Here is a 24,672-nt window from a genome sequence, read left to right on the forward strand (position 1 = left end):
TCTCTGAGCTGACCTGCAATGCGCAACCATGTCGCAGCATTGCTGTGGTCTGCTTAATTGGGTCAAAATCGACGCGCGTCAACCATCCTATTCATTTTTAGGAATATTAAATGAAAACAAATAAATGCTCGGTTTTCAGGATTACGCAGCGGTACTCAAGGAAGGGTTGAGCGGTAGAACGAAGGACACGGTGCCGTCTGTGTCCGCACCACGGCCGATCCCTTTGACGGCGGCGATCAGGCGTCCGTCGCGCTTCAAAAGCCGGTCGCCGATTTCCACCAGACGGGTGTTCGGCGTCGCATGCGGGGCGACTTGTCGCAGCCGGGCAGCAAGCGCGAAATCGTCTTCCTCGGGGTGGATGGCGAGTGCCGCAATCAGCGCCGCCGCAGGCGAACGCGATACGCCCATCCAGCAATGCACAACCAGCGGAAATTGTCGGTCCCAGCCGGCCATGAAGGCGATCAGCCGCTCCACATGCGCCTCATTGGGGGCAATGAGATTGCCGGTGCCGGCAAAGGCGATGTCGTTCATGGCGAGCTTCAGATGGCGGTCGGCAGAGATTACCGCCGGGCGGTGAAAATCCTGCTTTTCGGCGATCAGGCTGACCATTTCGCGCGCCTTGTGGCGCACCGCAAGTTCGGCGATCTTGGCAAGCGGGCAGACGATGATCGCAGTCATCGCGCCGTATTCCCGCGCAAAAGTTCGATCTCGGCGAAACGTTCCTGAAAACGCTGCTGTGCCTGGATGGCCGGCAGTGGCTCCATCTCCAGCATCTCTCTCGTCACGCCATTCGGCACGCCGAAAAACTTGCGCGCCTCGGTCAGCGAAAAGCCGGCAAGTTCGGTCGCCTCGAAAAAGGCGGCAACCGTATCGGCACGCTTGATCCGCATCTTCAGATCGCGCGTCGGATGCGCGGGCAGGCCGAATCGCAGGTGGATGGCCGCCTCCAGCCGCGCCTCGACCGCCTTGTAACCGCCGCCGACCACCGATTTGAACGGCGAGATCATGTCGCCGATCACATATTCCGGTGCGTCGTGCAGAAGCGTCATCAACCGTTCTTCCGGCGTGGCCGCAGGTTGGGCCAGCGAAAACACCTGCTCGACGATTAGCGAATGTTGCGCCACCGAAAAGGCATGGTCGCCGCGTGTTTGGCCGTTCCAGCGGGCGACGCGGGCAAGCCCGTGGGCGATATCGGAAATTTCCACGTCGAGCGGCGAGGGATCGAGCAGATCGAGCCGGCGGCCGGACAGCATGCGCTGCCAGGCGCGCGTCGCCTTGGTGGTCGAAGCGCCAGCGCTCACGTTTCCGCCTCTTGGGTCTCCGTCGGGAAGGAGAGGCCGGTCCATTCCGGCAAGGTCAGCGAAACGGCAATGTCGGCGGCAGTCAGCGGTGTGCCGCTTGCCAGCGCATCACCGACGCGGTCGATGCGCACGATTGCCAAGCCTTGTCCGCCCGAGGTGGAGCCCAGCGTGCCGACGGGTTTGGCGCCCGCCATGATTTCGGTGCCGGCCGCCGGCAGGTCCTGCTCAGCGGACACGATCACCACGCGGCGACGCGCGGTGCCACGGTGCTGCATGCGGGAAACCACTTCCTGACCGACATAACATCCCTTGCGGAATGAAAGCCCGCCATCCTTGTCGAGCAGGACATCATGCGGAAACGCATCCTGCAGTGCAAAATCGTGGCCGGACAGCGCCAGTCCTGCAGTGATGCGCAGCGCCTGATAGGCAGCCTCTTCGCCATCGGCCTGTTTCCCCGCTGCACGTTGCAGCTCGATGCCGGATTTGGCGAAGGCGCCGTCGGTGATACCGCCCACCAGCGTTTCGCCACCCCAGGCAACCGTCACGCCGATCTCTTCCACAAGGGTGATCTCCACGGCGGCGCGCAGCTTGTACATGGTCAGCCGTCGCGCAAATGCCTCGCGCTGCGGCTGGTCGATCTCGATGGCAAAACCGCCCTCGATCCGCCAGATGACGAAATCGAACAGGATTTTTCCCTGCGGCGTCAAAAGCGCGCCGGGGCGGGCTTCCTCTTCCGGCAGGCCGGCAATGTCGGTGGTGATCAGATTGTGCAGGAAATCCTGCGCATCAGTGCCGGTGACGGACAGCAGGGCACGATCGGAAAGGAAGGCAAACGGCATGATTTTCACCCGCACGGATCAGAAACAGAAAATCCCCGGCGCAAATCAATGCGCGTCATGGGCTGTCATAGAGGTAAGGTTTTGACACGGTCGCGGCAAGCCGCACCGTGTCCGGGTACTGCCGACAGCGCGAGAATCAGTCGCCGCTGACGATGAACTTCCACTTGCCGTCGGGTGAGATGCCGATGCGGTAGAAATTGTAACCGCCCGCTTCGTCCATGGCAGCAAGATCGCCGGCTGTGACGATGCGCAGCAGGTCCACCTTTTCCGGCGGGGTCAGCTCGTTGAGCGGCTTGCCGACGAAATAGGGCCAGACATAAACCTCATCCGGCGTGCCGGCCTCGATGCGGGCAACGCCGGTCTGCATCAGGTCCAGCATGATGGCGAGGATTTCCAGACCTTCGGTATCACCGGAAAAGCTTTTCAGCGTTTCGATCGGGTCTTCGTTCTGGTCGGGACCATCGGTTTTCTGTGCGCCGGGATCCATGATCGGGCGCATGCGCTCGACATCGCCGGACGCAGCGGCCTCGACGATCGCCTCGCGTAGCTTGCGCACCGGTTCCGGCAACTTGCTGAAATCGTGAATGATTTCTGCCTTGATCGCCGGTTCGGCTTCAGCCTCTGCGGCGGCCGCAGCGTCAGGCTTCGGCGCTTCCGGTTTGTCGGCGGCCGGCGGGGTCGCCTGACTATGCTGGTTTTCCGTACCCGTGTGGCTGCCGGGCGCCGTGTCTGCCGGCTGTATGCCCTGATGCCCGACGGAAGAACTCTGCGCCATGCCGGAAAGGGCAAGGGCGACGGGTGCCTGCGTCAGCGCTGTCGCGCTGAAAAGCGCGGCGGCGAACAGGATGCGGGGGAAACGGCTATTGGGCATGGCTTTATTGGCGATCCTGTTGGAAAGCCCCGATCTTACACGATTATTGAAAATCGCGCTTACTGAATGATGCGCTGCGGAGAAAATTCGCCAGCCAGCATGCGTTCGCGCAGCGATTGCAGCATGGCTTCTGCGCCAGCTTCGCCGTGCATGCGAATGGTTTCGCGCATGGCAAGAGCGATGGCAGCGTCAGCGATGATTTCAGGTTCGATACCGTCGGCGCGGCCGTCGGCCCAGGCCTCGTTCTGGTATTCGAGCGCCACCTGCATCTTTTCGTGCACAATCATCTCGTCGATGTCGTTGCGGGCTGTCTGCATAATGATCCTCTTTCCGGCACCTGGTTGTTACCGGTGCGTTAACAAGATTACCAGCCTTTTATCAAAACGACACGGGTTGCGAGCGAAACAGGTAAATAAACACTTAATTTCCGTAGCGTGCGGCGATTTCCGCAGCCAGTGTTGCTCCTTCGGCACGGTATGCCTCTTCAGCGGAGCGCGCAGCCGGCGTGCAGGTCGTGTGCACGGAGGCGAAGGACCGGTAACCGCGATTGAAGGCGGCCGTCAGTTTCTCGCGGCGTTTTGGCTCATTCGCCGTCTCGGAATCAATCAGTTTCTGCATGGAGCCGCGCCAGTTCGACTGACGTTCTCCACATAGCGTGCGCAGGTAATGCACCGATCCGAGAATTTCCGAAAGCCGCGCCAGCCGGTCGTCATAGGGAGTCGGCTTTTCCGCGGGTGGTGTCGAGGCCGTCGGCGCAGCAGGGGCTGCAGCCTTTTTCTGCGCCAGCGCCGGCTGCACGGCGAGCGAAAGGCTCAGCGCGACAAAGCAGACAGATGCGAGGCGTTTACGAAACTTCATCGGCATTCCAGACGGCGGTCCTGCCGGAGAATCGCCCGGCATCGTTAAGCGTTCTTTTAGCCTTTTGAAACCCGCGCCGCCAGCCGTTCGGCACATTCGAGCACGCTTGGCGGCACCGGCAGATGGCGAATTTCCTCGGCCGTGTACCAGCCGGGATCGGCGGCATCATCGGCGGCGATGGCCTCGATGGTTTCGTCGCTTTTGACCAGAAAGACGGAGAGGAAGAAGTGGCTGAGCAGGTCTCCGTCTTCTGATTCGCTCTTCAGGTCATAGGTGGCAAACAGTTCGGGATCGTGCACGGAAATGCCGGTTTCCTCGAAAAACTCGCGCACGGCAGTTTCGGCCGGTGTTTCCCTCGGTTCTCCGCGTCCGCCCGGAAAGGCGAACAGATCGGCCGATGGCGGATTGATTCGCCTGATCAGCAGAAAACGGCCATCGCGTTCGAGAATGGCGGAGGAGGCGGGGTGGGGCGTGGAGGACATGGCGCTCCTGAGCGGCAAGCTGTGATCTGTACTACAAGTCCGTTGTAATTTATGGTTCGCGTCTGGGCAAAGGAGCATTCTTGATGACCCGCGCAAAAACCTTCGCTCTTGGCGATACCTATGACGGCATCCTCTCGGATCTCGTGAGCAACGGGCATTTCGAGACAGAAACGGAAGCGGTCAAGGCCGGTCTTCGCATGCTTGCGGATCGTGAAATGCGCATTCAATCTCTTCGTCAGGCAATCGATGCCGCGGATCAGGAGATAGAAGCAGGGCTCGGTCAGCATTACACCTCTGCTGCCGACCTGCTTGCGGATGTCATGACAGATGACGACAGGCCGTAGATCGCGAAAGCATCTGATCATTGCGCCGCTTGCCAAGGCGGATTTGCGCGGTATTCGACGATACATTGCCGAAAACAGCCCGCATTACGCTCAGGAATTTCTCGCCGATCTCACTGCCAAGATCATCTGGATTGCCTATGCGGACTTCACGGGGGCGCCCCGCGATCACATCTCGCCGGGACTGCGCGCCTTTCCCTATCGCCAACGCTGCATCTATTATCGCACCTATCCCGACAGGATCGTGATTCTGCGCGTGATGCATATGGCGCAGGACGTGCAAAAACAGGATTTCGAGTGATCAAGACCTACACCCTCTACGTGTTCGCCGCCGTCTTCGAGATCGCCGGATGTTTTGCCGTCTGGGGTTGGCTGCGGCTGGAAAAGCCGGTGTGGTGGCTGGCGCCGGGTGTGGCGAGCCTTGTCCTGTTCGCGTGGCTTTTGGCGCTGGTGGAAAGCGAGGCGGCGGGGCGCACCTATGCGGCCTATGGCGGCATTTATATCCTCGCCTCCATCCTCTGGCTGCTGGCGGTCGAAGGTCGCATGCCGGATCGCTGGGATCAGGCCGGTACCGCTCTCTGCCTGATCGGCTCGGCCGTCATCATCTTCGGGCCACGCAGTGCATGAGCCTGCCGGCTTGACCCTCTTGCGTGCCGATGCGATGAAAAACCATGTGCGGACGTTATGCTTTGACATCGACACCCGATGACGTGCTGAACTTCGTCAGCGTGGCGCTGGTGGAGGATTTTCCGCCGCGTTTCAACATCGCGCCGACGCAGCCTATTCTTGTCGTCATGCAGGCGGAAAGGCCTGATCCCGGCAGCAATCTGCCGGATCGTCGCGCTTTTCTGGCGCGCTGGGGTTTCATTCCCGGCTGGGCCAAGGATCCGAAAGACCTGAGCCTGATGATCAATGCCCGCGCCGAGACGGCAATCGGCAAGGCCTCGTTTCGTGCAGCCATGCGCCATCGCCGCATTCTGGTGCCGGCCTCGGGCTTTTATGAATGGCGGCGGCCGGAAACATCGGGCGAGGAAAAGTCGCAACCCTACTGGATCCGCCCGAAAAACGGCGGCCTGATCGCCTTTGCCGGGCTGATGGAAACCTATGCCTCGGCCGATGGTTCGGAAATCGATACCGCGGCAATCCTGACCACTGCTGCCAACCGTTCGCTGAAGCGCATCCATGACCGCATGCCGGTGGCGATCGGCCCGGAGGATTTTACCCGCTGGCTGGATTGCCGCACGCAGGAACCACGCGAAGTCAAAGACCTGATGACAGCGCCAGACGAGGATTTTTTCGAGGCGATCCCGGTATCAGACCGCGTCAACAAGGTCTCCAACATGGGCGCCGATCTGCAACTGCCGGCACAGGACGTGGCGCCACTGCCGGCGGTCAAACCGAAGCCGAAACCTGACGATAGCCAGCTTTCGCTTTTCTGATTTCCGTGTACTGATCCCTTTCTCGCCCTATGCCCAGACTGGACTTCCCTCCATGGATCTTTTTCCCGCCGCTCTTTCCGGCTTCGCGCTCGGTGGATCGCTGATCGTCGCGATCGGCGCGCAAAACGCTTTCATCCTGCGACAGGGGCTGATCCGCAGCCATGTCTTCATTCTGTGCCTGATCTGCGCTGCATCGGATGCGCTGCTGATTGCCGCCGGCGTCGCTGGTCTCGGAACGCTGGTATCGCAGTCGCCGATGTTGATCGCCGTGGTGACGATCGGTGGCGTGTTGTTTCTGGGGACATATTCGTTCATGGCGTTCAAGCGCGCGTGGGTGCCGTCGGCCATGGTGGCGGGGGCGCCGCAGAGCATGCCGCTGAAAGCGGCGGTCATGGCCTGTCTTGCCTTCACCTTCCTCAACCCGCATGTCTATCTCGACACGGTCGTGCTGCTAGGCAGCCTGTCGGCGGCGCATGAGGGCGCGGCGCGTCTGGCTTACGGCCTTGGTGCCGTGGTCGCGTCGTTCACATGGTTTTTCGGGCTGGGATATGGCGCACGGTTTCTGGCGCCGCTATTTGCCAGGCCATCGGCCTGGCGCGTGCTGGACCTGTTGATCGGCCTCGTCATGGCAATGCTCGCCATCGGCCTTCTGGTCAGCTTTTTTGCCGGCAATTGAAACCGGCTGGAAAGTTCAAGCTCAGGATTTTTTGACCGGCTTGCGCTTCAGCATCATCGTTGCGGCAACCACGGCCTTGATGCCGAGCGGGCGCAACGGGGCGTGCAAGTCGTTCTGGGTCTTTTCGGCCGGAGCCTTCGGGCTGTTCATCTTCTTTTCCTCTGGAGCGATCTCGTGATCAATCGCCGCTTTCACCGTAAATCCGGGCGGAAATACGGTGAAAGTAATAGCGATCCGGAGGAATATTCATAAAGGTGTCATCTTGCCGCAGACTGTAGCTGCAATGCAGCATTCACCTTGCAGTGCAGGGGATCACGGCGAAGCGTGATCGTCCTCGATGGTGATCGTACCGTAACGACGGTGCCATGCACGGGCACTGAACGGCAGCATGCAGAGATAGGCGATCACCGTCACCGACAGCACTTCCCAGGTGAAGCTCATCAGCAGCGCCACATAAATGACGACGCCGAGAATGACCGGCAGCATCAGATCGCGGCGGATGCGGGTTTCCGATTTGCCGGACCAGATCGGCAGGCGGCTGACCAGAAGATAACCCATCAACACGGTATAGGCACCGGCCGCATAAGCCACCCAGCCCTCCAGCGGGACGCCGAGAAAACCGAGATAGACCGGCAGCATGACCAGCATGGCGCCCATCGGCGCCGGCACGCCGACGAAAAATTCCGACTGCCACTGCGCCTTGACCGGCCGCTCTTCCATCACGTTGAAACGGGCGAGGCGAAGGCCGGCCGCGATGGCGTAGATCAGGGCTGCGATCCAGCCAAGCGAACGGGCGCCATCCAGCACATAGGCGTAGAGCACCAGGGCAGGGGCGACGCCGAAATTGATGATGTCGGCGAGACTATCCATCTGCACGCCGAATTTCGATGTCGCCTTCAGGAGGCGGGCAATGCGCCCGTCTATCCCGTCGAGGAAGGCAGCCAGCAGAACCATGCCGACGGCCAGTTCGAACCGGCCTTCGAAGGCCAGCCGGATACCGGTCAGACCCGCGCAGATGGCCAGCACGGTAATGACATTGGGGATCATCAGCCGAAGCGGGATTTCCCGCAGACGGGGGCCGCGGCCGCTGTCGTCCTTGCGGACCGTCGACGCATTTTCATGCGTTTCTTCCTGTCCGTTGGTGTGCGGCTCGGCTGGCTGTTCCATTGTCATTCTCCGTACGGGGCTCCGTTACGCGGTATGTGGTCCGTATCAGTTGCGGCGGCTGACGACCGGGCCCTTGGTCGAGCCGAATTCGGCAAGCACCGTTTCGCCACCGATGGCGCGCTGGCCGATCGAAACGCGGGCTTCACCACCGGCCGGCACGTAAACGTCGAGACGCGAACCGAAACGGATCAGGCCAAAACGCTCGCCGGCTTCCAGCGGTTCGTTCGGCTGCACGAAGCAGAGAATGCGGCGGGCAACGAGACCGGCGATCTGCACGACGCCGAGCTTGCCATGCTTGCTTTCGATGACGAGACCGTTGCGCTCGTTATCGGTCGAGGCCTTGTCGAGTTCGGCATTGACGAACTGGCCCGCACGGTAGGCGATCTGCGAAATGCGGCCACGCACCGGTGCGCGGTTGATGTGGCAATCGAACACGTTCATGAACACGGAAATGCGCAGCATCGGCTCCGAACCGAGATCGAGTTCGGCCGGCGGAACGACCATGACGACATGGCTGATGCGACCGTCTGCCGGGCTGATGACGAGGTCTTCGTCCTGCGGCACGACGCGCTCGGGATCACGGAAGAAATAGGCGCACCATGCGGTGAGGATCAGGCCGATCCAGAACAGCGGTTCGGCAATGAGGCCGAGAACCAGCGACACCACGAAGAATGCGGCCACGAACAGGTAGCCCTCCTTGTGGATGGGGACGAGCGTGTTGCGAATGGTGTCGAGTAGGTTGATCAACCGTTGTTCTCCTGCGTTGTCGGCGCTCACTGACTACATAAAAACCGTGATTGCGGCAATGTGGTTCCGCAATGAGCAAGATCACCTTGTTGATAGAGCTCGATTGCACGGCATCTGGCTGACGATCATGTGCGGTATGACGGTCAATACCGTTCTTTTCGGGGGGCGGCATCATTATCGTGCTGACCGTTCAGGAGCTCACCGAACACGCCAAATATCTCATTTGGCCGTGTTGGTGCTGAGTTTTATACTTTCACCGTTTCTAGCCCGGATGATTGCGCCGTGCATGCGCAATTGTGGTAAAGATGAATTGCAGCGCGGCGATGTGATTTCGGGCTGACAAGCGCGTAATAACGTAAATCTGGATGTTGCAACCATAGCGTTTGACGGCGGTCGCTGCTGCCGCCATGTTTACATCCGGCTTTTGCCTGAGGGAGCGGATAATGGAAGACGTTGCTGCCAGAATCGCATTTTCATTGCTTGTCGGCATATTCGCTTTTTTCGCCGCCACGAACATTTTTCTGACGGTCCTTCGCATTACGCATCGCCGTGATTTGGCGGACCGTCTTTCGGCAAAACTTGCTCCCTATACCCGCTATTTCCGTTTGGGCGACAGCTCCGGATCTGGTTCCGGCGGCAGAGCCCGCTAAGCCATGGCTGCAGTTTTTCCGCTGGTTGGCGAGGTCGGACCCTATTGGCTCGGTGTGATGGGAAGCTTTTGTGTCGAGATCAGTGCCGTGGCCGTCGCGACGGGCAAGGCGGAGGGGAAAATCCCCAGGCGCTACAGGAGCGTGCCTTATCTGCTCCTAAGAACCGCCATGGCTTTTGCCGCCGGCACACTGCCGGTGATGCTTGAGGCGGTCAACGCCTACAACGCCTTCGTGCTCGGGGCCAGCGCCCCACTCGTTTTCGACAGGATGGAGCGTGGTAACGATCCGGGAAAATGATCCCGGCCCAAGTCTAATCCCAGGCCGGAACTGAGGGTTAAGATCTTACCGCCAGCCCATGGCCGGTGCCACGTGCTTCAAGATCGCCTCGATCACATGGGCGTTGTAGTCGACGCCCAACTGGTTCGGCACAGTCAGGAGCAGCGTATCGGCCTCGGCAATCGCCTCGTCCTTTTTCAACTCCTCGACCAGCTTGTCCGGCTCGCCGGCATAGGAGCGGCCAAAAATGGCGCGGGTCTTTTCGTCGAGGAAGCCGATCGAATCGTCTTCCTTAGCCCCATTGCCGAAATAGGCACGGTCGCGATCATCCACCAGCGCGAAAATGCTGCGGCTGACCGAGACCCGCGGAGTGTGCGTGTGTCCGGCTTCCTTCCATGCCTCGCGATAGGCGCGGATCTGCTTGGCCTGCTGGATGTGAAAAGCCTCGCCGGTTTCGTCGTCCTTCAGTGTCGAGCTCTGCAGGTTCATGCCGAGCTTTGCCGCCCATTGTGCGGTGGCATTCGAACCGGCGCCCCACCAGATGCGATCACGCAGACCTTCGGAATGCGGCTCGAGGCGCAGCATGCCGGGCGGGTTGGGGAACATCGGCCGTGGGTTGGGCTGTGCAAAACCGTTGCCCTTCAACACTTCCAGCAGGATTTCGGTGTTGCGGCGGGCCATGTCGGCTTCGTTTTCGCCTTCGCCCGGCTGGTAGCCGAAATAACGCCAGCCATCGATCACCTGTTCCGGCGAACCGCGGCTGATGCCGAGCTGCAGGCGGCCACCGGAGATCAGGTCGGCAGAGGCTGCGTCTTCCGCCATGTAGAGCGGGTTTTCATACCGCATGTCGATGACGCCGGTGCCGATCTCGATCTTTTTCGTCCGCGCGCCGACAGCGGCCAGAAGCGGGAAGGGGGCGGCAAGCTGGCGGGCAAAATGGTGGACGCGGAAATAGGCGCCATCCGCACCGAGTTCTTCGGCCGCGACCGCAAGATCGATCGATTGCAGCAGCGCATCACCGGCCGAACGTGTGCCGGATTGCGGCGAGGGAGACCAGTGGCCGAAGGAGAGAAAGCCGATCTTTTTCATGACTTTGCCTTATGTTGGCATACATGGCGGATTGGTCGGGTTAGCGCCCTCAAATCCAAACACACCGATGCAGCACATCATTTGAACGTTGAGACACAGATGGCATGCGGCCCCAGACATTCACAGCCGTCTACCGGTGAACAGTGCGTCGTCAGCGTGCCGCTTGCGGATCGACCCAGCCCATCCAGGTGGTAAAGGCCAGAAGCGGCGAACCCCAGAAGATCAGCACCAGTGCGTAAACGATGCCGACGGCGCCGAGCACGATCAGGCGGGTTTTTCTGTTGCGTTTCATGTCTTTCCCCATCTCCAGAATTTATTCGCCAGCCGGCTTGCCGCGGATGACGACTCCGAGATCGTCTTTTTCGCGCACCTGGCGCAGATGTTCTTCCGCCTGCGTTGCCTCGCGCTGGCGGCTCCACATCGACGCGTAAAGCCCGCCGGCGGCGATCAGTGCCGAATGGGTGCCGCGCTCGGCGATCTCGCCGGCACGCAGCACGATGATCTCGTCGGCATTGATGACGGTCGACAGGCGATGCGCGATCACCAGCGTCGTGCGGTTTTTCGAAACCACGTCGAGCGCCGACTGGATCTCGTGTTCGGTCGTTGTGTCGAGCGCAGACGTTGCCTCGTCGAGAATGAGGATCGGCGGGCCTTTCAACACGGTACGGGCAATCGCAACGCGCTGCTTTTCGCCACCCGAAAGTTTCAGGCCACGCTCGCCGACCTTGGTCTCGAAACCTTCCGGCAGGTGGGTGATGAACGTGCCGATCTGGGCGATGTCGGATGCAGCCTTCACCTCTTCGTCGGAAGCGGCGGGGCGGCCGTAACGGATATTGTAGGCGATCGTATCGTTGAACAGGACCGTATCCTGCGGCACCATGCCGATCACCGAGCGCAGCGATTTTTGCGTGACCTCGCGCACATCCTGTCCGTCGATCGTTACCGACCCGTCCTGCACGTCATAAAAGCGGTAGAGCAGGCGGGAAATGGTGGATTTTCCGGCGCCCGACGGGCCGACGATCGCCACCGTCTTGCCGGCCGGCACTTCGAAGGACACGCCCTTGAGGATCGGCCGTTCGGGATCGTAGGCAAAGTGCACGTTGTTGAAAGCGATGGCGCCCGGTCCCGCCGCCAGCGGCTTGGCGCCGGGACAGTCGACCACTTCGGCTTCGACTTCGAGAAGGTCGAACATCTGCTCGATATCGGTCAGGCCCTGGCGGATTTCGCGGTAGACGAAGCCGATGAAGTTAAGCGGGATGGACAGCTGCATCAGCAGCGCATTGACGAAGACGAAATCGCCGATCGTCTGTTCGCCGCGCTGCACGGCCATTGCCGACATCACCATCATCACAGTCTGGCCGATGCCGAAAATGACGCCCTGGCCAAAGTTCAGCCAGCCGAGCGAGGTCCAGACTTCGGTCGCCGATTTTTCATACTTGGCCATCGAGGCATCGAAGCGCCTGGCTTCCATGTCCTCGTTGCCGAAATATTTGACGGTTTCGAAGTTCAAGAGCGAATCGATCGCCTTGGTATTGGCCTCGGTGTCGCTGTCATTCATCGAACGGCGGATGGCGATGCGCCAGTCGCTGGCCTTGATGGTGAACCAGATATAGGCCGAGACGGTGACGGCGGTGACGACCACGTAGGAGAAGCCGTAAGCGGCCCAGAAGATGATCGCCGTCAGTACGAACTCGAGCAGCGTCGGCACCGAGTTGAGAATGGTGAAACGGACGATCGTTTCGATGCCCTTGGTGCCGCGTTCGATGATGCGCGACAGGCCGCCGGTCTTGCGCTCCAGATGGAAGCGCAGCGACAGCTGGTGCATGTGCACGAACGTCTTGTAGGCGAGCTGGCGCACCGCATGCTGTCCGACCGAGGCAAACAGCGCGTCGCGCAGCTGGTTGAGGCCCACCTGCAAGAGGCGGGTGAAGTTGTAGAGGATGACGAGAACGACCGCACCGAGCAGGAAGGCGGGCAGGATACCGACCATGTCGAGCTTGCCGTTCAGCGCATCCGTTGCCCATTTGAAGAAATAGGGCACAGACAGAAGAATAATCTTTGCCAGAAACAGATAGAAGGTCGCCCACAGCACACGCGCCTTCAGGTCGGCACGACCTTGCGGCCACATGTAGGGCCAAAGGTTGACGAGTGTGCCGAGCGGATTGCCGCTATCCGCCGAAACGGTCTTTTTCTTCGATGCCATGAAATGCTGGTCCCTGGGAGACAAGGGGCGCTGAAGCGCTTGTGTCCGCGACATAGGCGTGTTGGCCGGTGGATGCAATGACAGCCGCGTGAAACTTGGCATCTGGTGCCGATCCGCCACCGACTGCGAGACAAACAAAAATCCCCGCCACGGAGGCGGGGATGTGATGTCAGTCCGGTGCGATTATCAGGATTTTTCCTGCTGCAGCCGCTTGCGGTGCAGTTCCTCGGCATCCGGGCGGGCCTTGTCGGGCACGCCAAAGACCTGGCCGGGCTGGATCAGGTCCGGGTTGGTGATCTGGTCCTCGTTGGCGAGGTAGATCGTCGTGTAGCGCACGCCCTGACCGTAAACGCGGCGGGAAATCTGCCACAGCGTATCGCCACGGCGGATGATCACCGATGCATTGTCGCTCTTGGTCAGCGGCGCCTGCTCGATCGTACGTGCCTCGCTGGAAGGCGTGGAGGCGGCCACTTCGGCCGGCGCTGTGGCCTGCTGGCTCGGCGGTGTATCGACAACAGGGCCGATTGCGCTGGCGATGATCATGTGGATCTCGCCAAGGCCCTTGCCGAAATCGGCAACATCGCGCGGCAGGGCTTCAAGTGCTTTCAGCGCGGCAGTGGCCTGGGCCATCGTCATCTCTGCAATGCGACGGGCTTCGGCACTGGCATCGGCCGGCAGGCGATATTCCGTCAGCGACTTCAGCGCGATGCTGGTGGCCGAGCGGGCAGCGGCCAGCTGTTCGGCAGTCGGTGTCGCACCATTGGCGTAGAGGCCTGTCAGGATTTCGTGGGCACGCGCCACCTGATTGCGCAGGCGGTCGAATGCGCCACCGTCGATCGGCGTCAGTGTGGTGGTGGCAGACGAGATCGCCGGGCTGGCGACGGCTGCGACCTGATCACCGGCAGGACGGTTGAACGGAACGGCGACGCGCAAAAGCGCCTTGCCATCCGGGCCGATCTGATCGACGGCGATGCGGTGATCACCAACCGAAAGCGGCAGTTTGCCCTCGATGACGAAATGGCCGTTGGCCGCAGCCTGTGCGTTGCCGATCACGGCATCGTCGGCATAACCGCGCAGTTTTGCCTGTGGCTTGGCGATGCCGGCGACGAACAGGCGGTCGCCCTCGATCTCGACGGCGGTCACCTGAATGTCCGGCTTCTGACCGGCGCCATCGGCCTTGGTCGCGGTGCCACCGGCATTGGGTGTTGCGGTTGCAACTTCGGGAGCTGCCGATTTGCTTGTCGTTTCAGGCGTCTTGGTTTCAACCGGCAGAACAACCCGTTCGGTCTTGGCAGCCTTGTCGCCGCCGGTTGCCGGCGTGGCGATCAGACGGCTGGCTTCGCCCGGCTTGGTGACCATGGCGAGCAGTTCGCCGCCCTTGACGGCGGGAACCGAAATCGTGGCGACTTCTTCGGACACGACGGTCTTGCCATCCTTGCCGGTGACCTTGAGAACCAGTTCATGGTCGCCCGGCGGCAGCGGCTTGTCGAGAATGGCAGCGAACTCTCCACCCGATGCGACATCGGCCTTGGCGAGTACGGAATTTTTATCGGCCACTTCGAGCGTGGTGCCCGGTTCGGCGCGGCCGGCGATCACGGTGGAGCCGTCGGGCTCGACACGCAACACGTCGAAGGTCGGGACATTGCCGGCGACGGTCGGAGCGGCGGTCGCAGCCGGTGCCGTGGAAGCGGCAGCCGGTGCCTGCGCCGTCTGTGCCGGGGCGGGCTGTTCCTGCGGTTTCGTCTGGTCGACAAGTTCCTGAGCGGCCTTGCCGCCTTCGGCAACTGCCTGCTCGACCTGTTTGCCTGCCTCGTTAATCGCTGCGCCAAGCGGTTGCTTGTCGGCGGAAATGCGGGGCATGACGAAGAACACCATTACGATGGTGGCAATGGCAAGAACACCGAGAGCCAGCAAGCCGGCAGGATTTTTCAACATCAGTTCTCTCCCGACGGAACGTCCGCCGCACACTAGGGAAATAGCCGGTTCATGCAACCTTCACAAGCTTTTCAAGGATTTCAGCCTTGCTCTTACAGTTCTTTCCGGTCACTTTTGACGTTTGTGCGTCGCGAACGCGTGAATACGGAATGCCAAACGGAGAAAAGCGTGCCCATCCAGTCCATCTGCGTCTATTGCGGTTCCCAGCCCGGTCGTGATCCTGCCTATCTTGCAGCAGGCCGCGCGCTCGGAAAATCCATTGCGGCCCATGGTCTGCGCCTCGTTTATGGTGGCGGCACCAAGGGCATCATGGGGGCGGTTGCAGCGGGTGTCTTGTCCAACGGTGGCCAGGTGACGGGAATAATTCCCGAATTTCTTGTCGATATGGAGGCAACCCGCCATTCGCTCGGACAATTGGACGAACTGATCGTCACCAAGGACATGCATGAGCGCAAACACAAGATGTTCGAGCGCTCGGATGCGTTCGTGACCTTGCCGGGCGGCATCGGCACGCTGGAGGAGATCGTCGAGATCATGACCTGGGCGCAGCTCGGCCGTCATGAAAAGCCGATGGTGTTTGCCGATATCGGCGGTTTCTGGAAACCGATGCTCGATCTCGTCAGCCACATGCGCGACCAGGGTTTTATCCACCGTGCCCATCTGGTGCAGCCGCTCGTCATTTCCGATGTCGAGCAGATCGTGCCCGCCATTCTCGAACGCGCTGAGGAAAAGGGCACGTCCGATGGGAAAAAGGATGTGATCTCAAAGCTTTGAGATCAATACCTCAATCAACGATGAAAAGCTTGGCGCCGATCTCGGTCGAGGTGCGGTGGGGTTCGGCATTGTCGGCCACCTGATAGCTCATGCCGGGTTTGAGCACGAACACGCGGCCATCGGCGAGTTCGGTGGTCATTTCGCCTTCGAGGCACAAGAGGATGTGGCCTTTCTCGCACCAGTGATCGGCGAGATAACCCGGCGAATGCTCCACCATGCGCACCCGGATCGGGCCGAAATGGCAGGTGCGCCAGGTGGAATGGCCGGTATCGCCCTTGTGTTCGGTCGGATCGATCTGCGACCAGTCGGTGGTGCCGAAGGGAATATCGTTGATCTGCATGAAATATCCTCGGTTCAGCGCTGGCCCAGCGGGCGCAGCATGGCAAGTGTGTAGACGATCAACGCCGACCAGATGAACAGGAAGGCAATCAGCTTTGTACCGCTCAGCGGCTCGCCGAAGGCAAAGACCGCGATCAGGAACACGATGGTCGGCGTGATGTATTGCATGATGCCGATGGTCGAAAGGCGCAGCAGCTTGGCGCCGGTGGCAAAGGTCATCAGCGGAATGGCAGTGATGAAGCCGGTGCCGATCAGAAGCAGGGTATTGCTTGCGCCCGTCTGCAGGAAATGCCCCTGACCGGTGCTTTCGAGATAGATCAGATAGGGCAGGGCCGGGATGGACAGAAGCAGCGCTTCCAGAAAGAAACCCTGATTGGGGCCGATCGGCAGCGTCTTGCGAAAGAAGCCGTAAAGCCCCCAGCTGAGCGTCAGGGTCAGCGCCACCAGCGGCAGGCTGCCGGCATCCCATGTCAGGATGGCAACCGCGATCGCCGCCAGTACGACCGCAAGCATCTGCGCCGGTGCCAGCTTCTCCTTCAGAAAGAAGGCGCCGAGCAGGATGCTGAACAGCGGATTGATGAAATAGCCGAGTGCGCCTTCCAGCGCACGGTTATTGCTGACGGCCCAGATATAGGTGCCGGCATTGATGGAGATCAGCACGGCGGTAATGCTCGCCATCATCAGCGTTTTTGGCGAGCGCAGCGCCTCCACCACATCACGCGTGCGGCCCAGACAGAGAAGAACGACGCCGGCAATCGGCACCGACCAGACAACCCGATGCGCCAGAAATTCCAATGGCGAGATATGCGCCAGCGCCTTCATGTAGAAGGGCATGAAACCCCACATCAGATAGACGATGAGTGCCAGGACAAATCCCTTGCGACCGTCCTTCGCCGATACGGCAGACGAAACGAGCGCCGCTCCCGTCGGTTCAGCGGCGATGGGCGTGGCTGCAGGGCTGGGCATGGAATGTATCCGATGGGTTGAGGCACTCATCCTCTCTATCTTTGGCAAACATCATCTGCCAATGCATTTCGATGATATCCCATTGATTTTGTCGGGCTGTTGCGCTCAGTTGTAACAACCAGACATGGGTGGAGGTGCCGCATGAGCAATCAGGATGATGCCGTTCACCGAGAAATTTATGCCCGCCAGATCCTCGCCAAGGCCGGGGTGTCTCAGGATGCTCGGCTGGAAAAGGCCTTTGCCACCGTCCGGCGCGAAAATTTCGTCGGTTTGCCGCCATGGCTGTTCAGCGATTTCAACCAATACAAGGAACTGGCTTCGAGTGATCCTGTCATTCTCTATCAGGACATGCTGGTCAGCCTGAATGCCGATCGCTACGTCAACAACGGCATGCCGTCCCTTCACGCCAATGCCCTGCACCGTCTCGGCATCCGCGAGGGTGAGACCGTGGTGCATCTGGGCGCCGGCACCGGTTATTACACGGCGATCATCGCCGAACTCGTCGGGCCGTCCGGCAAGGTCATCGGTGTGGAATATGACGGAGCACTTGTCGAGCGGGCGGATAAGGCGCTTGCCGGCTATGAGAATGCCGTGGTCATTCACGGCGATGCGCTGCAATGGGTGTCGACCGGTGACGAGGCGGATGTGATCTACGCCAATTTCGCACTCGATCATCCGCCGGCGCCGTGGATCGACAATCTTGCCACTGGCGGCAGGCTGCTGTTTCCGTTCGGCGTCCCTGTGGTCGATGCGAGCCGGTCGTTCAGCCGTTGGGCCGCATTCCTGATGATCGACCGGCGGCCACGCGGTTTTGGCGCCCGTTTTCTGGCGCCGGTGTCCTTCATCTGGGCCGAAGGGCAGGAGCCGGCACCGGAAGGGCGTCACGCCGCTCTTGCCGAGGCTTTCAAGAACCGCGGCCTGTCGCGCGTGCGCAGTTTTCGCTGGCGCACGCCGCCCACCGGTGAAGAATGGTACGGCGAGGAAGGCTGGGGTCTGTCTTTCGACGAGGCGTAAACGCCTGCATCCATGACCGTGCTGAATGTAAGCTTCAACCGAATGAATTGGCAGGTTGCTCAATTGAGGTCTAGAAGCCGCTCATCCAGCAGGGAGGATCAGCTGATGGCAACCGAGAGCATCGCTCCGCAGGCCAAGAACGAAGACACGCCGCGCGGTTTTGCCTTTGCGCTGACAGCTTATCTGATGTGGGGTTTTCTGCCCTTCTATCTCAAGGCCGTGTCACATCTGCCGCCGCTGGAAGTGCTGGCGCACCGGGCGATCTGGTCCGTGCCGGTGGCGGGCGCCGTCCTGCTCATTCTCAAGCGTACCGACGAACTCAAGGTAGCGATCCGCACGCCGAGCATGCTGGGCATGGCCTGTGTCACCGCCGCCTTCATCACCGTCAACTGGGGCATTTATGTCTGGGCGATCGCCGCCGGGCATGCGCTGGAAGGCGCTCTCGGTTATTTCATCAATCCGCTTTTCAGTTTCTTTCTGGCGGCCGTGGTGCTGCGTGAAAAACTGAGCCGTACGCAGCTCGCCGCCATCTGCCTTGCCGGCGTCGGTGTGGTGATCCTGACCGTCGGAGCCGGCGGCCTGCCATGGGTCTCGCTCGGGCTTGCCTTCACCTGGGGCTGTTATGCGCTGTTTCGTAAGACACTGCCGATCGGCCCCAACCAGGGCTTCTTTCTGGAAGTGCTGCTGATCAGCATCCCGTTCCTGCCCTACATCATCTATCTCGAATGGACGGGGCAGGGCCATCTCTTCAACGGCACCAGCTATGACACGTTCATCCTGATGCTGGCCGGCCCGATCACCGCCGGACCGTTGATGATCTATGCCAACGGTGCCAAGCTCTTGCGCCTGTCGACCATCGGCATCATGCAGTATATCGCCCCCACGCTGATTTTCCTGATCGCCATCTTTGCCTTCAAGGAACCGCTCAGCACGGTAAAACTTGTGGCCTTCGTCTTCATCTGGTCGGCACTGGCGGTGTATTCCTACGGCATGCTGAAGGCGTCGCGGGGGCGGTGAGGGGCATCAGGCCGCCGCCGTGCGGCCCGATCGCAGCGTCTTGCCGACCTTGAGCGTGACGCGCCGGTCGAGGGCGTTCAAAACGCGCACCAGTCGGTCTATGGTGAACCGGCCAAGATCGGCGTTGCGTATGCGCGAAAGATCGGCAGCAGTGACACCGGTAAGCTTCTCACCCTCCCGCACTGTCAGCTTTCGCCGGTCAAGCGTTGCAATGATTTCCGAAGCAAGCTGCGCCTTCATCAGTTTCGTGTCGGCATCGGGGTCACCCAGATCGGCATAAATATTGCCGCTGCCTCGAACGATTTCGAAATCGTCATCGGTCATCGCAGCATCTCCTCTAGTCGTTTCAGCCGGGCCTTGGTCAGTTCCACCTCTTTGTGAGGGGTTGCTATGCCCGCGGTCGATTTCTTTTGAAAAGCATGTACCACCCAGATCGCGTCGCCAAGTTGTACGGCATAAATCGTACGGTAGGCGTCGCTGCGATAAGGCAGGGCAATTTCGAAGACGCCTGAACCCAAGCCTTTCATCGGTTTTGCTATGTCTGCCTTCTGACCCATGCTGGCGATTGTGAGAGCATCTTTGATGCGATCCTGAACGTCTTCGGGAAATCTCCCGAAGTCCTTCAGCGCCGCCTTGATCCACGCGATCTCCCTCATGCTTCATGTTGTCATATCTGACAAACTTTTGACAAGAGAAAAGTCATCGTTGTCCGAGACATCAATTGCTGACCAGATCACTCCGCCGCGATCCTCCCCGCCAGTTCGCGGTTCTTCATCAGCTTGTAGATCACCGAATCCATCAGCGCCTGGAACGAGGCGTCGATGATGTTTTCCGAGACGCCGACCGTCCACCAGCGTACGCCGCTGCCATCGGTGGATTCGATCAGCACGCGGGTGATCGCCTCGGTGCCACCGTTGAGGATGCGCACCTTGAAATCGGCAAGCACGAGGTCGTCGATCTCGTTCTGGTATTTGCCAAAGTCTTTTCGTAGTGCAAGGTCGAGCGCGTTGACCGGGCCGTCGCCTTCCGCCACCGACATATGCGGTTCGCCGTCGATGACGAGTTTCACCACCGCTTCGGACACGGTTTTTACCCGCCCAAAACTGTCGAAGCGGCGCTCGACCATCACGCGAAAACCATCGACGGCAAAGAACTCCGGAATGGTGCCGAGCGTGCGCCGCGCCAGAAGCTCGAAACTGGCGTCTGCGCCTTCATAGGCATAACCCGATGCCTCGCGTTCCTTGACGATCGAGATCAGCTGGTCGAGCTTTGCATCGTCTTTGGCGACCGTGATGCCGCGCCGCTTCAGCGCATTGAGAAAGTTCGATTTTCCGCCCTGATCCGACACCATGACCTTGCGGAAATTGCCCACACTTTCCGGCGGCACGTGTTCGTAGGTGCGTGGATCTTTCAAAAGCGCCGATGCATGGATGCCGGCCTTGGTGGCAAAGGCCGAGGCGCCGACATAAGGCGCCTGATGATTGGGTGAGCGGTTCAGAAGCTCGTCGAAGGAGTGCGACAGATGCGTCAGGCCGGACAGGCGCTCCGGGTCGATGGCGGTTTCAAAGCGGGAGGCATAGGCCTCCTTGAGACAGAGCGTGGCGATCAGGGTGATCAGGTTGGCATTGCCGCAACGCTCGCCGATACCGTTCAGCGTGCCCTGTACTTGGCGACAGCCGGCCTCGACGGCGGCCAGCGAATTGGCGACGGCCTGACCGGTATCGTCATGGGCATGGATGCCGAGCGAGGCGCCCGGAATGCCCGACGCGATGACGGCGGCAACGATGTCGCGCACCTCGTTCGGCTGCGTGCCGCCATTGGTATCGCAGAGCACGATCCAGCGTGCGCCGGCATCGTAGGCGGTGCGGGCGCAGGCCAGCGCATAGTCCGGGTTGGCCTTGTAGCCGTCGAAAAAATGCTCGCAATCGACCAGCGGTTCCTTGCCCACCACATTGGCGGCTTCGACGCTGTCGCGGATGGAGGAGAGATTCTCTTCGTTGGTACAGCCGAGCGCCACCGCGACATGATAATCCCAGCTTTTGGCGACGAAACAGATGGCATCGCTCTTGGCCTGCAACAGGGTGGCGAGGCCGGGATCGTTGGAGGCGGAAATGCCGGCGCGCTTGGTCATGCCGAAGGCGACGAATTTGGCCTTGGTTGTGCGCTTCTCTGTAAAGAAGGCGGTGTCGGTCGGGTTGGCGCCGGGATATCCGCCTTCGACGTAATCGAAACCGAATTCATCCAGCATGGCGGAAATCGCGATCTTGTCCTCGACGGAAAAATCGACGCCGGGCGTCTGCTGGCCGTCACGCAGGGTGGTGTCGAACAGGTGGATGCGGTCGCTGGTGATCGGGGCGCGGGTCATTGTTGCTCCTCCCAGAGCAGATGTATTGGCATTTGGGGCAAAGGTTGCCCCCCACCCTAACCCTCTCCCCGCGTGCGGGGAGAGGGGACGTGCCCCATGTGCCTTGTTGCGAGGGACGGACATGGTGCGGCGTATCCCTTCTCCCCGTTTGACGGGGAGAAGGTGGCGGCAGCCGGATGAGGGGCTGCCACAAGGTTACGGGATGCGCTTCAATCCTTCCCCGCGAACCGGTCGGTCGCGCGGATCAACTGGTCGGTAATGCCCGGTTCCGAAACCGCATGGCCTGCGCCCTCGACAATGTGGAAATCCGCATCGGTCCACACCTTCGACAACTGCCAGGCATATTTCAGCGAGCAGGGCATGTCGTAGCGGCCATGCACGATGGCGCCCGGAATGCCTTTAAGCTTGGTGGCATCGCGCAACAGCTGACCTTCCTCAAGCCAGCCGGCATGCATGAAATAATGCGTTTCCAGCCGCGCAAATGCGATGGCAAAAAAATCCTCGCCGAAGCCGGCCGTCAGCGCTGCGTCGGGCAGAAGCGTGATGGTCGAGCCTTCCCATGTGCTCCAGGCCTTGGCGGCTGTCAGTTGCTCGGCCTTGTCCGTGCCGGTCAGCCGGCGGTGATAGGCGGCCAACATTTCATGGCGTTCGTTTTCCGGAATGGGCGCGATAAAAGCCTCCCATTTGTCGGGAAACATTTCCGAGACGCCGAACTGGTAATACCAGTCCATTTCCGCCTTGGTCAGCGTATAGATGCCGCGCAGAACAAGCTCGCTCACCCGCTCTGGATGGGTTTCGGCATAGGCCAGCGCCAGCGTCGAGCCCCAGGAGCCGCCAAAAACCTGCCACTTGTCGACGCCCGCCAGTTGCCGCAGCCGCTCGATATCGGCAACGAGATGCCATGTCGTGTTGGCGTCGAGGCCGGCATGCGGTGTCGAGCGGCCGCAACCGCGCTGGTCGAACAGGAGGATGTCGTAAAGCGCCGGGTCGAACAGACGGCGTTGTGCCGGCGTGCAGCCGCCGCCGGGGCCACCATGCAGGAACACGACCGGCTTGGCGCCTTTGGTGCCGACGCGTTCCCAATAGATCACATGGCCATCGCCGACATCGAGATGGCCGCTCTCATAAGGTTCGATCTCGGGATAAAACGTGCGCAATACTTCGGTCACAGGTGCAGTCCCCTTTCGGGCCAGTTTTCGGTGTCGTGGTCGGGGTGTTGGAAGGAGATGATCTGCTCCTGACGGGCGTAATATCCGGCATCGCCGTGTATGGGCGCCTCAAAGATCGTTTCCACCCAGGGCAGGCGAAAAGCGTGATTGACCTGCACGGTCGGTGCGAGATCGTCGCGCTCGTCGAAGGCGCCAATGGCAATCTCGAGGCTGGACGGCGTGCGATAGGTCAAGGGCGTGCCGCAGTTTTCGCAAAAACCCCGGTCGATATTGACGGACGACTGAAAATATTTTGGCTCGCCACGGGTCCATTCGACGCCGCCTTCAGGCGCGGAAACCAGCGGTCCGAAAAAGCCGCCAAAGGCTTTTTGGCACATGCGGCAATGGCAGATCGAGGCGCGGCCGAGAGCGCCGTGGATTTTGAAGCGCACGCCGCCGCATTGGCATCCGCCCGTTTTCACGGCGTCTGTTCCTGTTGTTTCAGTCATGCATCGTCCTCCTTCTTGCCGGCATCCGCTGCAGGGGCGGATCGGGCCGGGATTGGCTGCCAGTCTTCTGTGTCGTGATCGGGATGCTGGTTGGAAACGAGATCGGCCAGAAACGGCGCGTCGGCGATGTCGTCTTCCGTGCGGTGGCCGGGCAGGGCGTGCAGGTGTTCGACGAAGGGAAGCTTGCCTTCCAGGCCATATTGCATCGAGGGCGGCAGGCTGGAGGGATCATCCAGCGCACCGGCGGAAACGGCAATGCCGCCCATCGCCTCATAGGTCAGCGGCGTGCCGCAATTGTCGCAAAAACCGCGCTGCACGTGGTTGGACGACTGGAAATATTTTGGCGCACCGCGTGTCCAGACGAAGGTGGCACCACGGGTGGACACCAGCGGCGCATAATAGGCGCCAAACGCCTTCTGGCACATGCGGCAGTGACAGATGGAGGACTGGCTGGGCTTGCCGTCGATGCGGAAACGCAGCGCCCCGCATTGGCAGCCACCGGTATGGACGTGATAGGTCAATTACCTTTCTCCATCGGCCAGAGGTCGGTGTCGCGATCGGGGTGCTGCCGGCTGCTGGCGTCAATCGCCGCTTCATCTTCCGGTGACATGTCGAAACTGCCGTCGTGATCGAGACTATGCAGATCACCGAACCACGGCATTTTTCGCGCGAGATTGGTCTGCAGCGCCGGTTTCACGCTTTCCGGTTCATCCAGCGAACCGAGAGTGATGCTGATATGATCGCTACCTCCATCGTAAAACAATGGCGTGCCGCAACGGCCGCAAAAGCCGCGGCGCGCCGTGTCGGAAGACTGGAACCATGTGGGCTCGCCACGCGTGAGGGTGAAATTGTCATGCATCACGCCGCCAAGGGGCATGAAGTAATTGCCCGCCGCCTTCTGGCACATGCGGCAATGGCAGACATGCGGAAAACCGATCTCGCCTTCCGCCCGGTATCGAACGGCACCGCATTGGCAGCCGCCGGTGTGGAGCATGGTCATGACGCGGATCCCTCCAGCCAATTCTCGATCTTCAAACCATCGACGCGGGTAAACTCGCGGACATTGTTGGTGACGAGGGTGAGGTCCAGTGAACGGGCGTGGGCGGCGATGAAGAGGTCGGTGGTGCCGATTGGCGTGCCGCGTTTTTCGAGCGCGCTACGGATGTCAGCGAAATGATGCGAGGCCCGATCGTCGTAGCCAAGGATGGCGATGCGCGCCAAGGAATTTTCGACAAGATGGGTGAGCCGATCCGATCCCCGTCGTGCCGCACCAAAACGCAACTCCGATGCCACGATGGCGCTGACACAAAGGCTATCGTTGACCGCGCTGTCTATCGCCTCGGCAACCGCACCGAAGGGGTTGCGGATCGCGTCCGAAAGAATGTTCGTATCGAGCATGCGAACGAACCGGCTCATAGATCGACATCGCGCGGCGGCGGCTCATCGATGTCCAGTTCAGGGAAATCACCTTCCCACGGCGGCTGCGAACGCAACCACGCAATCAGGCTTCCCTTGGGCTCGGTGACCGGCTCGATCACCAGCCGGTCGCCCTCCTTGCGCATGACGGCCTCCTCGCCGGCCATTTCGAATTCGGCCGGGATGACGACCGCTTGGGCGCCGCCATTGCGGAAGAATTTTACGTGACGTTCAGCACCCATGCCTTCCT

General features: G+C 60.6%; 35 protein-coding genes. 9 read left to right on the forward strand and 26 right to left on the reverse strand.

The window, feature by feature from the left end; translation table 11 throughout:
• Positions 1–141 precede the first annotated feature (141 nt).
• The 7 genes from EDF70_RS09090 to EDF70_RS09120 all read right to left on the reverse strand — a co-directional run bounded on the left by EDF70_RS09090 (position 142) and on the right by EDF70_RS09120 (position 4,351).
• Complete coding sequence (locus EDF70_RS09090; RefSeq protein WP_132273027.1) at positions 142–678, reverse strand: tyrosine phosphatase family protein; 537 nt, start codon at positions 676–678, stop codon at positions 142–144.
• Complete coding sequence (locus EDF70_RS09095; RefSeq protein WP_132273703.1) at positions 675–1,253, reverse strand: HD family hydrolase; 579 nt, start codon at positions 1,251–1,253, stop codon at positions 675–677. Before EDF70_RS09095 ends, EDF70_RS09090 begins: the two co-directional genes overlap by 4 nt.
• 44 nt (positions 1,254–1,297) lie before the next feature.
• Positions 1,298–2,140 carry a folate-binding protein YgfZ gene (locus EDF70_RS09100; RefSeq protein ID WP_132273028.1) on the reverse strand — a complete coding sequence of 281 codons (843 nt, stop codon included), beginning with the start codon at positions 2,138–2,140 and terminating at the stop codon, positions 1,298–1,300.
• Positions 2,141–2,276: 136 nt separating this feature from the next.
• A complete protein-coding gene (locus EDF70_RS09105) occupies positions 2,277–3,011 on the reverse strand; it encodes a hypothetical protein (protein WP_132273029.1) in 735 nt (244 codons plus the stop codon).
• Between the two features lie 59 nt (positions 3,012–3,070).
• Entirely contained in the window at positions 3,071–3,328 is a 258-nt protein-coding gene (locus EDF70_RS09110; RefSeq protein ID WP_112732297.1) for a hypothetical protein, read from the reverse strand.
• A 103-nt stretch (positions 3,329–3,431) separates the two neighbouring features.
• Positions 3,432–3,869, reverse strand: coding sequence for a TIGR02301 family protein (locus EDF70_RS09115; protein WP_132273030.1), 438 nt, complete (start codon positions 3,867–3,869; stop codon positions 3,432–3,434).
• Between the two features lie 56 nt (positions 3,870–3,925).
• Positions 3,926–4,351: an NUDIX domain-containing protein gene (locus EDF70_RS09120; protein WP_132273031.1), complete on the reverse strand. Its 426-nt coding sequence runs from the start codon at positions 4,349–4,351 to the stop codon at positions 3,926–3,928.
• A gap of 83 nt (positions 4,352–4,434) precedes the next feature.
• Between EDF70_RS09120 and EDF70_RS09125 the strand changes: the two genes are divergently transcribed.
• The 5 genes from EDF70_RS09125 to EDF70_RS09145 are packed head-to-tail and all read left to right on the forward strand — an operon-like array spanning position 4,435 to position 6,807.
• On the forward strand, positions 4,435–4,695 hold the full coding sequence (locus EDF70_RS09125; protein WP_132273032.1) for a type II toxin-antitoxin system ParD family antitoxin: 261 nt from the start codon (positions 4,435–4,437) through the stop codon (positions 4,693–4,695).
• Positions 4,679–4,993 (forward strand): type II toxin-antitoxin system RelE/ParE family toxin, encoded by a 315-nt coding sequence (locus EDF70_RS09130; protein ID WP_132273033.1) that lies wholly within the window; start codon positions 4,679–4,681, stop codon positions 4,991–4,993. Before EDF70_RS09125 ends, EDF70_RS09130 begins: the two co-directional genes overlap by 17 nt.
• The gene (locus EDF70_RS09135) at positions 4,993–5,319 is read left to right on the forward strand and encodes a YnfA family protein (protein ID WP_132273705.1); all 327 of its coding nucleotides are present in this window, start codon (positions 4,993–4,995) and stop codon (positions 5,317–5,319) included. The genes EDF70_RS09130 and EDF70_RS09135 overlap by 1 nt, the downstream gene beginning before the upstream one ends.
• A 44-nt stretch (positions 5,320–5,363) precedes the next feature.
• Positions 5,364–6,131 carry an SOS response-associated peptidase gene (locus tag EDF70_RS09140; RefSeq protein WP_132273034.1) on the forward strand — a complete coding sequence of 256 codons (768 nt, stop codon included), beginning with the start codon at positions 5,364–5,366 and terminating at the stop codon, positions 6,129–6,131.
• A gap of 52 nt (positions 6,132–6,183) precedes the next feature.
• Complete coding sequence (locus tag EDF70_RS09145) at positions 6,184–6,807, forward strand: LysE/ArgO family amino acid transporter (protein ID WP_132273035.1); 624 nt, start codon at positions 6,184–6,186, stop codon at positions 6,805–6,807.
• Between the two features lie 21 nt (positions 6,808–6,828).
• Here EDF70_RS09145 and EDF70_RS30630 read toward each other — a convergent pair whose 3' ends face one another.
• From EDF70_RS30630 to EDF70_RS09160, 4 genes are all read right to left on the reverse strand, one after another.
• Positions 6,829–6,957 (reverse strand): hypothetical protein, encoded by a 129-nt coding sequence (locus EDF70_RS30630; RefSeq protein ID WP_281033560.1) that lies wholly within the window; start codon positions 6,955–6,957, stop codon positions 6,829–6,831.
• A gap of 162 nt (positions 6,958–7,119) precedes the next feature.
• Positions 7,120–7,974: a CDP-diacylglycerol--serine O-phosphatidyltransferase gene (gene pssA, locus EDF70_RS09150; protein WP_132273036.1), complete on the reverse strand. Its 855-nt coding sequence runs from the start codon at positions 7,972–7,974 to the stop codon at positions 7,120–7,122.
• 45 nt (positions 7,975–8,019) lie between these two features.
• Positions 8,020–8,718 (reverse strand): phosphatidylserine decarboxylase, encoded by a 699-nt coding sequence (locus EDF70_RS09155; protein WP_132273707.1) that lies wholly within the window; start codon positions 8,716–8,718, stop codon positions 8,020–8,022.
• Positions 8,719–8,983: 265 nt separating this feature from the next.
• Positions 8,984–9,238, reverse strand: coding sequence for a hypothetical protein (locus EDF70_RS09160; RefSeq protein WP_132273037.1), 255 nt, complete (start codon positions 9,236–9,238; stop codon positions 8,984–8,986).
• Between the two features lie 136 nt (positions 9,239–9,374).
• Between EDF70_RS09160 and EDF70_RS09165 the strand changes: the two genes are divergently transcribed.
• Positions 9,375–9,668 carry a hypothetical protein gene (locus EDF70_RS09165; RefSeq protein WP_132273038.1) on the forward strand — a complete coding sequence of 98 codons (294 nt, stop codon included), beginning with the start codon at positions 9,375–9,377 and terminating at the stop codon, positions 9,666–9,668.
• 45 nt (positions 9,669–9,713) lie between these two features.
• On the opposite strand, the gene EDF70_RS09170 is transcribed toward EDF70_RS09165, so the two are convergent.
• The 4 genes from EDF70_RS09170 to EDF70_RS09180 all read right to left on the reverse strand — a co-directional run bounded on the left by EDF70_RS09170 (position 9,714) and on the right by EDF70_RS09180 (position 14,874).
• Entirely contained in the window at positions 9,714–10,736 is a 1,023-nt protein-coding gene (locus EDF70_RS09170; protein ID WP_132273039.1) for an LLM class flavin-dependent oxidoreductase, read from the reverse strand.
• A 151-nt stretch (positions 10,737–10,887) separates the two neighbouring features.
• Positions 10,888–11,028, reverse strand: coding sequence for a hypothetical protein (locus EDF70_RS29960; protein ID WP_153353174.1), 141 nt, complete (start codon positions 11,026–11,028; stop codon positions 10,888–10,890).
• Positions 11,029–11,049: 21 nt separating this feature from the next.
• On the reverse strand, positions 11,050–12,939 hold the full coding sequence (locus tag EDF70_RS09175; RefSeq protein WP_132273040.1) for an ABC transporter ATP-binding protein/permease: 1,890 nt from the start codon (positions 12,937–12,939) through the stop codon (positions 11,050–11,052).
• A gap of 186 nt (positions 12,940–13,125) precedes the next feature.
• A complete protein-coding gene (locus tag EDF70_RS09180; protein WP_132273041.1) occupies positions 13,126–14,874 on the reverse strand; it encodes an Ig-like domain-containing protein in 1,749 nt (582 codons plus the stop codon).
• A gap of 138 nt (positions 14,875–15,012) precedes the next feature.
• On the opposite strand from EDF70_RS09180, the gene EDF70_RS09185 reads away from it, so the two are divergent.
• Positions 15,013–15,648 carry a TIGR00730 family Rossman fold protein gene (locus EDF70_RS09185; RefSeq protein WP_245519104.1) on the forward strand — a complete coding sequence of 212 codons (636 nt, stop codon included), beginning with the start codon at positions 15,013–15,015 and terminating at the stop codon, positions 15,646–15,648.
• A gap of 10 nt (positions 15,649–15,658) precedes the next feature.
• Here EDF70_RS09185 and EDF70_RS09190 read toward each other — a convergent pair whose 3' ends face one another.
• Complete coding sequence (locus EDF70_RS09190; RefSeq protein WP_132273043.1) at positions 15,659–15,988, reverse strand: DHCW motif cupin fold protein; 330 nt, start codon at positions 15,986–15,988, stop codon at positions 15,659–15,661.
• Positions 15,989–16,002: 14 nt separating this feature from the next.
• A complete protein-coding gene (gene rarD / locus EDF70_RS09195) occupies positions 16,003–16,953 on the reverse strand; it encodes an EamA family transporter RarD (RefSeq protein WP_132273044.1) in 951 nt (316 codons plus the stop codon).
• Positions 16,954–17,094: 141 nt separating this feature from the next.
• On the opposite strand from rarD (EDF70_RS09195), the gene EDF70_RS09200 reads away from it, so the two are divergent.
• Together EDF70_RS09200 and rarD (EDF70_RS09205) are read left to right on the forward strand one after the other, a co-directional pair.
• Positions 17,095–17,967, forward strand: a complete 873-nt coding sequence (locus tag EDF70_RS09200; protein ID WP_132273045.1) for a methyltransferase domain-containing protein — start codon at positions 17,095–17,097, stop codon at positions 17,965–17,967.
• A 105-nt stretch (positions 17,968–18,072) separates the two neighbouring features.
• Positions 18,073–18,984, forward strand: coding sequence for an EamA family transporter RarD (gene rarD / locus EDF70_RS09205; RefSeq protein ID WP_132273046.1), 912 nt, complete (start codon positions 18,073–18,075; stop codon positions 18,982–18,984).
• 6 nt (positions 18,985–18,990) lie between these two features.
• On the opposite strand, the gene EDF70_RS09210 is transcribed toward rarD (EDF70_RS09205), so the two are convergent.
• The 9 genes from EDF70_RS09210 to EDF70_RS09250 all read right to left on the reverse strand — a co-directional run bounded on the left by EDF70_RS09210 (position 18,991) and on the right by EDF70_RS09250 (position 24,664).
• A complete protein-coding gene (locus EDF70_RS09210; protein WP_132273047.1) occupies positions 18,991–19,308 on the reverse strand; it encodes a helix-turn-helix transcriptional regulator in 318 nt (105 codons plus the stop codon).
• On the reverse strand, positions 19,305–19,640 hold the full coding sequence (locus EDF70_RS09215) for a type II toxin-antitoxin system RelE/ParE family toxin (RefSeq protein WP_132273048.1): 336 nt from the start codon (positions 19,638–19,640) through the stop codon (positions 19,305–19,307). Before EDF70_RS09215 ends, EDF70_RS09210 begins: the two co-directional genes overlap by 4 nt.
• A 77-nt stretch (positions 19,641–19,717) precedes the next feature.
• Entirely contained in the window at positions 19,718–21,334 is a 1,617-nt protein-coding gene (gene cimA, locus EDF70_RS09220) for a citramalate synthase (protein ID WP_132273709.1), read from the reverse strand.
• Positions 21,335–21,558: 224 nt separating this feature from the next.
• Entirely contained in the window at positions 21,559–22,518 is a 960-nt protein-coding gene (pip, locus tag EDF70_RS09225; protein WP_132273049.1) for a prolyl aminopeptidase, read from the reverse strand.
• Positions 22,515–23,006, reverse strand: a complete 492-nt coding sequence (locus EDF70_RS09230; protein WP_132273050.1) for a GFA family protein — start codon at positions 23,004–23,006, stop codon at positions 22,515–22,517. The genes pip and EDF70_RS09230 overlap by 4 nt, the downstream gene beginning before the upstream one ends.
• Entirely contained in the window at positions 23,003–23,527 is a 525-nt protein-coding gene (locus tag EDF70_RS09235; protein WP_132273051.1) for a GFA family protein, read from the reverse strand. The genes EDF70_RS09230 and EDF70_RS09235 overlap by 4 nt, the downstream gene beginning before the upstream one ends.
• Positions 23,524–24,006, reverse strand: a complete 483-nt coding sequence (locus tag EDF70_RS09240; RefSeq protein ID WP_132273052.1) for a GFA family protein — start codon at positions 24,004–24,006, stop codon at positions 23,524–23,526. The genes EDF70_RS09235 and EDF70_RS09240 overlap by 4 nt, the downstream gene beginning before the upstream one ends.
• Positions 24,003–24,422, reverse strand: coding sequence for a type II toxin-antitoxin system VapC family toxin (locus EDF70_RS09245; protein WP_132273053.1), 420 nt, complete (start codon positions 24,420–24,422; stop codon positions 24,003–24,005). The genes EDF70_RS09240 and EDF70_RS09245 overlap by 4 nt, the downstream gene beginning before the upstream one ends.
• Positions 24,419–24,664, reverse strand: a complete 246-nt coding sequence (locus EDF70_RS09250; RefSeq protein ID WP_132273054.1) for an AbrB/MazE/SpoVT family DNA-binding domain-containing protein — start codon at positions 24,662–24,664, stop codon at positions 24,419–24,421. Before EDF70_RS09250 ends, EDF70_RS09245 begins: the two co-directional genes overlap by 4 nt.
• Positions 24,665–24,672: the final 8 nt, after the last annotated feature.

Origin of the sequence: Neorhizobium sp. JUb45 (genome assembly GCF_004343585.1) — a bacterium.
GTDB lineage: Bacteria > Pseudomonadota > Alphaproteobacteria > Rhizobiales > Rhizobiaceae > Neorhizobium.